Genomic DNA, 10,578 nt, shown 5'->3' with positions numbered 1-10,578 from the left:
GTGCACCGGGCGTTTTGAGACTGAAATAGGTGTAAACCTATTTCAGGACTAGACAGATTAGGATTTGGAATACCGGCCAATGTGGGAGGGGGCTTGCCCCCGATAGCGGTGGGTCAGTCGACACATGTATGGCTGACACACAGCTATCGGGGGCAAGCCCCCTCCCACATTTTTGATCGCATTTCCAAGTTAGGCTTGATAGACCTTCGCAAAACCCTCGCGAATCTTGTCTTCCGGCAACTCATCGGCAATAAACACGATCACACTCTCCCGCGTTTCCCCCTCGGCCCATTCGGTATCCCAATCGAAACCGTAGAGCTTCAGCACGCCCTGGAACACCATGCGCCGGTCTTCCCCGGCGATGTTCAGCACGCCCTTGTAGCGCAGCAGTTGCTTGCCGTGGTCTTCCAACAACTCGTTCATGAACTCGCTGAGGCGGTCGATATCCAGCGGCTGTTCGGTGCGCAGCACCAGGCTGGAGATGCGGTCGATGGACGGCGCGGCGCTGACCGGGCGCAGGTTCATGCCGGCGTTGAGGTTGAAGCCACGCACGTCGAGCAGCTCGGCCAGGTCGATGGCGCCGTGGTCGACCAGGCGAATCGGCGCGCGGCGGTTGATGCGGGTCAGGCGCTGGCTGAGGGCATCGAAGCTGGCTTCGTCCACCAGGTCGCGCTTGCTCACCAGCAGGCGGTCGGCAAACCCGATCTGTGCCTGGGCGATGGTTTGGGTCAGGTGGTGCTCGGCGTGGGCCGCGTCCACCAGGGTGATGATGCCGTCGAGGATGTAGCGCTCGCGCAGCTCTTCATCGATGAAAAAGGTCTGGGCCACGGGGGCCGGGTCGGCCAGGCCGGTGCATTCGATCACCAGGCGGTCGAAGGCGATTTCGCCGCTGTCGAGGCGCTCCAGCAGCAGGTACAGGGCTTTGGTCAGGTCGGTGTGGATGGTGCAACACACGCAGCCGTTGGACAGGGTCATGACTTGCACCGGCTCGTTGCCCAATAGCTGGGTGTCGATACCGGCGTCGCTGAATTCGTTTTCGATCACGGCGATTTTCAAGCCGTGCTCGGCTTTGAGCAGGTGACGCAGCAACGTGGTCTTGCCGGCGCCGAGGAAGCCACTGAGGACCGTGACGGGAATGGGAGAGGACAAAGACAGTTCTCCTGAAAATGGGGAGGTAAAAACAACTGTAGGAGCGCGCTTGCTCGCGAAGAACGTCAACGATAACCCGTGCTATCTGGATGCACGTGGTGTCCTTGCGTTGTTCGCGAGCAAGCTCGCTCCTACAGGTAAAGCGGTTTTACCAACTTAACAGCACTTGGGCCCACCCTTGCCGCCGTAACGGGCTTCCTGGCGTTCCCGGAAGAACGTCTTGTAGTCCATCATCGGCTTGTCCGGGTGTTTGGTTTGCATATGCTCGACGTAAGTGTCGTAGTCGGGCATGCCGACCATCAGGCGCGCGGCCTGACCGAGGTATTTACCGAGGCGACTGATGTCATTGAACATGGCTGCAATCCTCGATCATGCGTCCGGTACGGCCTGGAACGGGGCTTCTTTATCCGTGCGCTCTTTGTTGCCCCAGGCGGCGACGCCGACTTTGAGCGCATAGAACAGGATACTGAAGACCACGAACAGGAACAGCGCCGTCAGCGTTGCGTTGGTGTAGGCGTTCCAGATCACATGCTGCATCTGGTCGATGCTCTTGGCCGGGGCGAGGATCTGGCCGTTGGCCAGCGCATCGCTGTACTTCTTCGCCAGCGACAGGAAGCCGATCGCCGGGTTGGCGTCGAACAGCTTGATGAAGCCCGCCGTGGTGGTGCAGATCAGCAGCCAGACGGCCGGCAGCATGGTCACCCAGATGTAGCGTTGGCGCTTCATTTTGATCAGCACGACGGTCGCCAGCATCAGCGCGATACCTGCCAGCATCTGGTTGGAGATACCGAACAGCGGCCACAAGGTGTTGATGCCGCCCAGCGGGTCGATCACGCCTTGATACAACAGGTAACCCCACATCGCCACACAACCGGCGGTCGCGATCAGGTTGGCCGTCCAGGACTCGGTGCGCTTGAGCGCCGGCACGAAGGAGCCCAGCAGGTCCTGCAGCATGAAGCGCCCGGCACGGGTACCGGCGTCGACAGCCGTCAGGATGAACAGCGCTTCGAACAGGATCGCAAAGTGGTACCAGAACGCCATGGTGTTTTCACCCGGCAGCACACTGTGCAGGATCTGCGCGATACCCACCGCGAGCGTCGGCGCACCGCCGGCACGAGCCAGCACGGTGGTTTCGCCGATGTCATGGGCAACGGCCGACAGCGCCTCAGGCGTAATCGCAAAGCCCCAGCTGCTGACGGTTTGAGCGACGGTGACCACGTCCGAGCCGACGATCGCCGCCGGGCTGTTCATGGCGAAGTACACACCCGGCTCGATCACCGAAGCGGCAACCATCGCCATGATGGCCACGAACGACTCCATCAACATGCCGCCATACCCGATGTACCGGGCGTGGCCTTCACTGGCCAGCAACTTCGGCGTGGTGCCCGAAGAGATCAGCGCGTGGAAGCCCGAGACCGCACCGCAGGCAATGGTGATGAACAGGAACGGGAACAGACCGCCCTTCCACACCGGGCCGGTGCCATCGATGAACTGGGTCAGCGCCGGCATTTTCAGGTCGGGCATGGTCACCAGGATACCGATGGCCAAGGCGACGATGGTGCCGATTTTGAGGAAGGTGGACAGGTAGTCACGCGGGGCCAGGATCAGCCACACCGGCAGTACCGCCGCGACGAAACCGTAGCCGATCAACATCCAGGTGATCTGGATGCCGGTGAAACTGAAGACCTTGGCCCAGACCGGGTCGGCGGCAATCTGCCCGCCCAGCCAGATCGAACCGAGCAACAACAGCACGCCGACGATCGAAATTTCACCGATGCGGCCCGGGCGGATGTAGCGCATGTAGATGCCCATGAACATCGCGATCGGGATGGTCGCCATCACCGTGAAGATGCCCCACGGGCTTTCGGCCAGGGCCTTGACCACGATCAGCGCCAGCACCGCGAGGATGATGATCATGATCAGGAAGCAGCCGAACAGCGCGATGGTCCCGGGAATGCGACCCATCTCTTCGCGGACCATATCCCCCAGGGAACGGCCGTTACGACGGGTAGACAGGAACAGCACCATGAAGTCCTGCACCGCACCGGCCAGTACCACGCCGGCGATCAGCCACAGGGTTCCGGGCAGATAACCCATTTGCGCCGCCAGCACCGGGCCGACCAAGGGGCCAGCACCGGCAATCGCCGCAAAGTGGTGACCGAAAAGGATGTGTTTGTTGGTCGGTACGAAGTCCAGACCGTCGTTATTGACCACTGCGGGGGTGGCCCGTCGTGGATCGAGTTGCATCACGTTATTGGCGATGAACAGACTGTAGTAGCGATAGGCGACCAGATAGATCGCCACTGCTGCGACGACGATCCACAAGGCATTGATCGCCTCGCCGCGGCGTAAGGCCACTACGCCCAGAGCGCACGCACCTACTATGGCCAGTACCAGCCAGGGTAAGTGGCGTAGCAGGCTATTATTATTTTTCATTTTTTGTATTCCAGCCAGGGTGGACAGAAAGGACAACCAGCTCGAGTTTAGCGCTACTGGCCTTAAAGGCCAGCCCCCTACGTTGGTCTAGAGCCTTCCCATGGCAAAAAAAGCAGAAATAAAGCCTCAATAATGGCGTAGGGCTACAATCCCTTCATCCACAGAGGGTTTCACCATGACCGAGCATGCGTCTGATCGTCGTCGTTTTCGCCGGATCGCCTTTGATGCCAAGACCAAACTCCGGCAGAACGGTCGGGAATGGTCGGTGCAACTGGTGGACTTATCGCTGAAGGGCTTGTTGGTGCAGAAACCGACGCCCTGGCTCGGCATCGGTACTGAGTCGTTCGATGTGGATATCCACCTGGATGCCGATACCGATGTGCAGATGCGGGTCAGGCTGACCCATGACCAGACTGACCAACTGGGGTTTGAATGCGAGCACATCAGTCTGGAATCGATCAGCCATTTGCGCCGCTTGATCGAGTTGAACCTGGGGGATCAGGCAGAACTGGAGCGGCAGTTGGGCGCGCTGCTGGAGCACTGACCACCGGTGCGAGGGGTTAGCGCCCTCCCACATGTGTACTGCGGTGTTGCGGGCTACTCGAAAAGTGCATCCAACGCCTGCTCCAGCCGCGTCACTGCAATCACCTGCAACCCCGGCGGCGCTTCCTTCGGCGCGTTGCCCTTGGGCACGATCGCACGCTTGAAGCCGTGTTTGGCCGCTTCCTTCAAACGCTCCTGACCGCTGGGCACCGGGCGCACCTCGCCCGACAGGCCAACTTCGCCGAACACCAGCAGGTCGTGGGGCAGCGGCCGGTTGCGCAGGCTGGACATCACCGCCGCCATCAACGCCAGGTCGGACGCGGTCTCCAGCACCTTGACCCCGCCCACCACGTTAAGGAACACGTCCTGGTCATGGGTCGGGATGCCGCCGTGCCGATGGAGTACCGCAAGCAGCATTGCCAGGCGGTTCTGGTCCAGGCCCAGGGTCACTCGACGTGGGTTGGCCAAATGGCTGTCGTCCACCAGCGCCTGCACTTCCACCAGCATCGGCCGGGTGCCTTCCCACGTTGCCATCACCACACTACCGGGGACTTCTTCCTGGGCACGGGTCAGAAAAATCGCCGAGGGGTTGGAGACTTCTTTCAGCCCGCGGTCGGTCATGGCGAATACGCCCAGCTCGTTCACCGCACCGAAGCGGTTCTTCACCGCGCGCAGCAAACGCAAACGGCCATCGGACTCGCCTTCGAAATACAGCACGGTGTCGACCATGTGCTCCAACACCCGTGGCCCGGCCAGCGCGCCTTCCTTGGTCACGTGACCGACCAGGAAAATCGCCGTGCCGCTCTGCTTGGCATAGCGCACCAGCAGCGCCGCGCTCTCACGCACCTGGGACACGCCGCCCGGAGCCGATTGCAGTTGTTCGGTGAAAATCGTCTGGATCGAGTCGATCACCATGACCTTGGGTTTTTCGATCCGCGCGGTGGCGATGATGCTTTCGATGCAGGTTTCGGTCATCACCCGCAGTTGGTCCTGGGGCAAGCCCAGGCGGCGTGCGCGCATGGCCACTTGTTGCTGGGATTCTTCGCCGGTGACGTACAACGCCGGCATGCGGCTGGCGATGCTGCACAGGGTTTGCAACAGGATGGTCGACTTGCCGATACCGGGGTCGCCGCCGATCAGCACCACCGAACCGTCCACCAGGCCACCGCCCAGCACGCGGTCGAGCTCACCGGACGCGGTGGAGAAACGCGGGACTTCCTCGACGCTGACTTCGGCCAGGGTCTTGATCTGCGCCTGTTGCCCGGTCCAGCCGGCACGGCCGCTGGGGGCCGCGGCGCCGCCGCTTTCGATCATGGTTTCGGTGAGGGTGTTCCACGCCCCGCACTCGGTACACTGGCCGGCCCACTTGGGAAAGGTCGCGCCGCACTCGGTGCAGCCGTACATGCGCTTGGCCTTTGCCATTTGAGAACCTCCAACCGAAAAACCGCGATGATAGCTCAGCGCGGCGCCGGGGTCCGGATTTCACCGCCGGCCAATCGTGAAGCACTGTTGCCGATCGGGTCTTCGGCATTCAGGTCGGCGCCTTTGGCCTTCAACGCGTCGAGCAGTTCGAGACGCTTGAACAGCCCGGCGTACATGGCGGCGGTCTGCCCGGCGCCGTTGCGCTGGTCGGGGTTGCAGTCGGTGGCCAGCAGGCGCTGGGCAATCTTCAGCTCGCCCTTGAAAATCGCGCCCATCAACGCAGTGTTGCCGCGCTTGTCCTGCACACAGGCATCGGCGCCGGCGGCGAGCAGACGTTCAACGTAGGCGCTTTCGCCATGGTAGGCGGCGAGGATCAGTGCGGTGTAGCCCTTGTCGTCCTGGGTATTGAGGGGGAAGCCGGCGTCGATGAAGGTATCGAGCATGGGCAGGTCGCCGCGACGTGCGGCATCGAAATAGTAGCCTTGCAATTGCGCCTTGAGCGCCGCTGCGTCATTGGGCGCAGGCTGCCCGGCAACCCCGCTCAGCGACCAGCAGGCCAGCAGCGCGCCGATGAAGGTACGCATTGATTCAACTCCTCTACAAAACCCTTGTAGGAGCGAGCTTGCTCGCGAAAAACGTCAACGATGACGCGTGCATCCTGGATGCACGCGTTGCCTGGCAGATCTTCGCGAGCAAGCTCGCTCCTACAGGGGGGGGTGGGGTTAGTCGGTGAGTTTTTGTGCCAGCGCTTTCACGCGGGCCAGGTCACCTTTGGCGACCTTGGTCACGCCGGCGCCGTATTCCGGGTCGGCTTTATAGAGGAAGGACAGGATGATGTGCTTGCTCTCGTCGTCGGTGGTGGCCAGGGAGCCGCCGAAGTTGTCGATCAAGTCCTGACGTTCTTTCTTGCTGTAGGAGCGATACAGATCACCGGCCTGCTTGAAGTTCTGCTCACGCTGGATCTTCGCCTGCTGGGTACTGCCCGCCAGCGGCGACTGGCTGTAGCGCGCGGTTTGCGGCTCTTCCCGTGGCAGCAGGCGGCTTGGCTGGTAGTTCACGCCGGTGCTGGTCTTGCCGGAATTCATCGCGCCGTCCTGGTTGCCGTTGTTGACGGTGACCCGTGGCGCGTTGATCGGCAGTTGCAGGGCGTTGGCGCCCAGGCGGTACATCTGCGTGTCGGCATAGGAGAACACCCGGCCTTGCAGCAGGCGGTCTTCCGACGGCTCGATGCCCGGCACCAGATTGGCCGGGGCCATGGCCACTTGCTCGGTTTCCTGGAAGACATTGGCCGGGTTGCGGTTCAACACCATCTGCCCGACTTTGCGCTCGGGTATGCCGGGCCAGATCTTGGTGGCGTCCAGCGGGTCGAAATCGAACTTGGCCAGTTCCTCAGGTTTGAGCACCTGCACGTACAAGTCCCACTTGGGGAAGTCGCCCTTGTTGATATGGGTGACCAAGTCATTCGTCATATGGCTGTAGTCGCGACCCTGTACGTCGGTGACTTGCTTGGGATCAAGATTCTTGATGCCTTGCAGGCTCTTCCAGTGGAACTTGACGTAATGCACTTCGCCCTTGGCGTTGATCAACTTGTAGGCATGTACGCCGTTGCCGTCCATTTCGCGGTAACTGGCCGGCGTGCCGGAGTCGGAGTACAGCTCGGTCAGGGTGCGGGTGGCTTCGGGAACATGGGAGAAGAAGTCGAAACGACGCGAGTCATCATCCAGGTTAGTGCGCGGGTCGGGTTTGAAGGCATGGACCATGTCCGGGAACTTGATGGCGTCTCGGATAAAGAACGTCGGGAAGTTGTTGCCGACCAAGTCCCAGTTGCCGTCGGCGGTGTAGAACTTGGTGGCGAAGCCGCGAGGGTCGCGCAGGGTTTCCGGGGAGTGATTGCCGTGTACCACCGCCGAGAACCGCACGAATACCGGGGTTGCCTCACCGGCGGCGAAAACTTTGGCCTTGGTCAGGTCGCTGAGGTTATCGGTGACGGTAAACGTGCCGTGAGCGCCGGTGCCACGGGCATGTACCACGCGCTCGGGGATGCGTTCGCGGTCGAAGCGTTGCAGCTTCTGAATCAGTTGCACATCTTGCAGCAGCACCGGGCCGTTGGCGCCCGCGGTTTGCGAGTTCTGGTTGTCGCCGACGGCGGCACCATTGTCACGGGTCAGGTTGGCGGCCTGCACAGACAGCGAAAGCAGGCTGACGGTTGCCAGCACCAGCGCATGTCGCGCCAGAACGGGCGCGCGGCTCATTGGGTTGTTCATCGAGGTTTCCTCTGGTTTTTTTAATGCACATTCAGTTGTGCTTGCCAGAGGCTAGTGACCCGCGAGTCAGAAGATAAATAGAAAAACCCCAACGGGTCGATTGAGAAAATAATCTGGTAACTCACTGAAATCGCGGGTATTTCGCGCGCGATTGATGGCACTTTGCAAACTATTTGCGATTTAATGTGTCGATAAAAACCGACAGTGTTAACAGTTGTGTCAGGCAAGCCCGCTACGACTGACTTACACTGACTTCCACCCTTCTCATCTGTAACAAGGAATAACCTATGGGCGTGATCAGTGAGTTCAAGGCCTTCGCGGTCAAAGGTAATGTGGTCGACATGGCCGTCGGGATTATCATCGGCGCCGCCTTCGGCAAAATTGTTTCCTCGTTTGTAGGCGACGTGGTGATGCCACCGATCGGTCTGTTGATCGGCGGTGTGGACTTCGCTGATCTGGCGGTGACGCTCAAGGCTGCGCAGGGCGATGTCCCGGCGGTCGTGCTGGCCTACGGCAAGTTCATCCAGAGCGTGATCGACTTCCTGATCGTCGCGTTTGCGATCTTCATGGGTGTGAAGGCCATCAACCGCCTGAAACGCGAAGAAGCCGTAGCCCCCAGCCTGCCGCCGACGCCGAGCAAGGAAGAAGTGTTGCTGGGTGAGATCCGCGATCTGCTCAAGGCACAGAACGACAAACCGCAATAAGCCGTATCGGTTTGAACGAAGGCGCCTCCAGGGGCGCCTTTTTTGTTACCAGTAGTTCTCCACCGCCACCTGGCCGGGGCGCCGGGACAGGCTCAATTGCATATCGCGTTGTTTGAGCAACTGACGGGTGTCGTCGATCATCTGCGGGTTGCCGCAAATCATCACGCGCGAATGCTCTGGGGTCAGCGCGACGCCGGCTGCGCGCTCCAGCTCGCCATTCGCGATCAGGGTGGTAATGCGCCCGTGCAGGGCGCCGGGGTGCTGCTCGCGGGTGACCAGCGGCAGATAGGTCAGCTTGTGGGCGTACTCGGCCAGGTACTCACGCTGCGCCAGCCCCTGGATCAGCGACTGATAGGCCAGCTCCCTGGCTTCCCGGGCGCTGTACACGAGGATGATGCGCTCGAATTTTTCCCAGACCTCGAAGTCCTGCAGGATCGACAGGAACGGCGCCACTCCGGTGCCGGTGCCCAGCAACCATAAGTCACGACCGTCGACAAACCGGTTCAGGGTCAGGAAGCCTGTGGCCTGACGCTCGACCATCAACGTATCACCGACGCGCAGACGGCTCAGCTCGCTGGTGAACTCGCCACCGGGCACCACGATCGAGAAAAAATCCAGGTACTCATCAAACGGCGACGACACCACGGAGTACGCGCGCCATACCGTGCTGCCATCGGCCTTGGTCACCCCCAGGCGCACGAACTGGCCGGCGGTGAACCGAAAGCCCGGGTCACGGGTGGTGCGCAGGGTGAAGAGGCTGGGGGTCAGCGATTGCACGTCGAGCAGGGTCTGGCGGGTAAATTTCTCAGCACTGGCCGTCATGGGGAGCTCCGTTCTACAGGTGCCCTAGTGTCCCCCAAAGTCACGTGCGGAAACACCCGCAGTCGGTAGTGGCATTGTGAATAGAGCAAAAACCCCACAAGTTGATGGCTATTTAATTGCACTGCTAAACATTTGGCTATTAGTCCAAGACACATCACAACATTGCCCCATAGTGCGATTGTCAGTGACGCATAACAGACGCTAAAACCCACTAAAAAAGGACAAAACTTCGCAAAAAGTTGCGGACGGAAGTTGCACACCTGCTTAAAGAGTCTTAGAACACGACGAACAAGAACGAAAATTTCCGCTGCAAGTGTAGTCCATGTCCTACACTAATTTGCGTGCAACATTGGGGGCCAGGACGTACCCAAGTCACAAAGAACTCCATGGAGATTTTCCGATGGTCAACTGGCGCAATACACGACTCCCTAAACTGGAAGGCGAGGACAAGATCACCAGTGTATTTGAAATGGTAATCAACAAAACCTACGAGCTTGGCTTCCAATTCTGTTCCTTCACGATGAGTTCACAGCGACCCACACACCCATGCAAACCGATTTGCCTCAACAACTACCCAAATGAATGGAACTCCCTGTACGACCAGGCCCACTTTTTCGACGTAGACCCGGTTGTCACCCACTGCAAACGTTGCGTATTACCGATCGTCTGGGAGGAAAAAGTGTTCGGCGCCGCGCCGAATTTGTGGGAACTGGCCCGGTCCTCTGGCGTGCATCTGGGGTGGACCCAGGCGGTCCACGATTTCCAGGGCGTGTTCAGCATGCTGACCCTGGGACGCAGCAAGGGCGAGGTCAGCCCGGAAGAGCTGTACGAAAAGGCCGGCCAGGTATTGTGGCTCTGTCATGCGATGCATGCGGTGGTCGCACAGAAATATGCCGACAAGCCCAACGCGCCTTCGGCCTGCAAATTGACACCACGGGAGACAGAAATCCTCAAATGGTCAGCCCTGGGCAAAACGGCTGCCGATATCGCCGCCATACTGTGCCTGTCGGAACGCACCATTGGTTTTCATCTCAAAAGCATCTTCACTAAAATGGGCGTCAATAACAAAATCGCTGCGGTGCTCTGTGCCTCGAAAGCAGGCTTGTTTTAACCCGCTTTGAAACACCGCATGTAATCACTCCAAAAAAAAAGTAACATTTACGGCCAACTCTGAGTGTTGACGCAGCCCCTCGGTGCCGCCTCGCAGTTCACTCAGACGGTTCCGCCGGCCGCCACAG

Annotated in this window: 10 protein-coding genes; 3 read left to right on the top strand and 7 right to left on the bottom strand. The window is 60.0% G+C overall.

The genetic code is table 11. The annotated features are described in order from the left end of the window. Positions 1–189: 189 nt before the first annotated feature. The 3 genes from yjiA to NR164_RS19865 all read right to left on the bottom strand — a co-directional run bounded on the left by yjiA (position 190) and on the right by NR164_RS19865 (position 3,585). On the bottom strand, positions 190–1,149 hold the full coding sequence (yjiA, locus tag NR164_RS19875; RefSeq protein WP_256823152.1) for a GTPase: 960 nt from the start codon (positions 1,147–1,149) through the stop codon (positions 190–192). Positions 1,150–1,305: 156 nt separating this feature from the next. Next, positions 1,306–1,503 carry a YbdD/YjiX family protein gene (locus NR164_RS19870; RefSeq protein ID WP_017737420.1) on the bottom strand — a complete coding sequence of 66 codons (198 nt, stop codon included), beginning with the start codon at positions 1,501–1,503 and terminating at the stop codon, positions 1,306–1,308. 15 nt (positions 1,504–1,518) lie between these two features. After that, entirely contained in the window at positions 1,519–3,585 is a 2,067-nt protein-coding gene (locus NR164_RS19865; protein ID WP_017848270.1) for a carbon starvation CstA family protein, read from the bottom strand. Between the two features lie 175 nt (positions 3,586–3,760). On the opposite strand from NR164_RS19865, the gene NR164_RS19860 reads away from it, so the two are divergent. Continuing rightward, positions 3,761–4,129 carry a PilZ domain-containing protein gene (locus NR164_RS19860; RefSeq protein ID WP_177031974.1) on the top strand — a complete coding sequence of 123 codons (369 nt, stop codon included), beginning with the start codon at positions 3,761–3,763 and terminating at the stop codon, positions 4,127–4,129. A gap of 53 nt (positions 4,130–4,182) precedes the next feature. Here the strand turns inward: NR164_RS19860 and radA are convergent, their stop codons facing one another. The 3 genes from radA to katB form a co-directional block, all read right to left on the bottom strand. Continuing rightward, positions 4,183–5,550 (bottom strand): DNA repair protein RadA, encoded by a 1,368-nt coding sequence (gene radA / locus NR164_RS19855; RefSeq protein ID WP_017848272.1) that lies wholly within the window; start codon positions 5,548–5,550, stop codon positions 4,183–4,185. Between the two features lie 35 nt (positions 5,551–5,585). Next, positions 5,586–6,134, bottom strand: a complete 549-nt coding sequence (locus NR164_RS19850) for an ankyrin repeat domain-containing protein (protein ID WP_017848273.1) — start codon at positions 6,132–6,134, stop codon at positions 5,586–5,588. Between the two features lie 138 nt (positions 6,135–6,272). Beyond that, on the bottom strand, positions 6,273–7,814 hold the full coding sequence (gene katB / locus NR164_RS19845; RefSeq protein WP_126586223.1) for a catalase KatB: 1,542 nt from the start codon (positions 7,812–7,814) through the stop codon (positions 6,273–6,275). 287 nt (positions 7,815–8,101) lie between these two features. Between katB and mscL the strand changes: the two genes are divergently transcribed. Then, positions 8,102–8,518 (top strand): large-conductance mechanosensitive channel protein MscL, encoded by a 417-nt coding sequence (gene mscL, locus NR164_RS19840; RefSeq protein ID WP_017848275.1) that lies wholly within the window; start codon positions 8,102–8,104, stop codon positions 8,516–8,518. 45 nt (positions 8,519–8,563) lie between these two features. Here mscL and NR164_RS19835 read toward each other — a convergent pair whose 3' ends face one another. After that, positions 8,564–9,340: a ferredoxin--NADP reductase gene (locus tag NR164_RS19835; RefSeq protein ID WP_046381980.1), complete on the bottom strand. Its 777-nt coding sequence runs from the start codon at positions 9,338–9,340 to the stop codon at positions 8,564–8,566. Between the two features lie 400 nt (positions 9,341–9,740). On the opposite strand from NR164_RS19835, the gene NR164_RS19830 reads away from it, so the two are divergent. Further along, complete coding sequence (locus tag NR164_RS19830) at positions 9,741–10,451, top strand: LuxR family transcriptional regulator (RefSeq protein WP_046381979.1); 711 nt, start codon at positions 9,741–9,743, stop codon at positions 10,449–10,451. Positions 10,452–10,578 lie beyond the last annotated feature (127 nt).

The sequence above is a fragment of the Pseudomonas sp. Pse79 genome, assembly GCF_024519615.1.
Lineage (GTDB): Bacteria > Pseudomonadota > Gammaproteobacteria > Pseudomonadales > Pseudomonadaceae > Aquipseudomonas > Aquipseudomonas veronii.
This window is presented reverse-complemented; position numbering and strand designations above follow the sequence as displayed.

Coding starts and splice junctions, on each gene's coding strand:
- NR164_RS19870 (WP_017737420.1), bottom strand. CDS start 1,503: ATGTTCAATGACATCAGTCGCCTCGGTAAATACCTCGGTCAGGCCGCG.
- NR164_RS19865 (WP_017848270.1), bottom strand. CDS start 3,585: ATGAAAAATAATAATAGCCTGCTACGCCACTTACCCTGGCTGGTACTG.
- NR164_RS19860 (WP_177031974.1), top strand. CDS start 3,761: ATGACCGAGCATGCGTCTGATCGTCGTCGTTTTCGCCGGATCGCCTTT.
- radA (WP_017848272.1), bottom strand. CDS start 5,550: ATGGCAAAGGCCAAGCGCATGTACGGCTGCACCGAGTGCGGCGCGACC.
- NR164_RS19850 (WP_017848273.1), bottom strand. CDS start 6,134: ATGCGTACCTTCATCGGCGCGCTGCTGGCCTGCTGGTCGCTGAGCGGG.
- katB (WP_126586223.1), bottom strand. CDS start 7,814: ATGAACAACCCAATGAGCCGCGCGCCCGTTCTGGCGCGACATGCGCTG.
- mscL (WP_017848275.1), top strand. CDS start 8,102: ATGGGCGTGATCAGTGAGTTCAAGGCCTTCGCGGTCAAAGGTAATGTG.
- NR164_RS19835 (WP_046381980.1), bottom strand. CDS start 9,340: ATGACGGCCAGTGCTGAGAAATTTACCCGCCAGACCCTGCTCGACGTG.
- NR164_RS19830 (WP_046381979.1), top strand. CDS start 9,741: ATGGTCAACTGGCGCAATACACGACTCCCTAAACTGGAAGGCGAGGAC.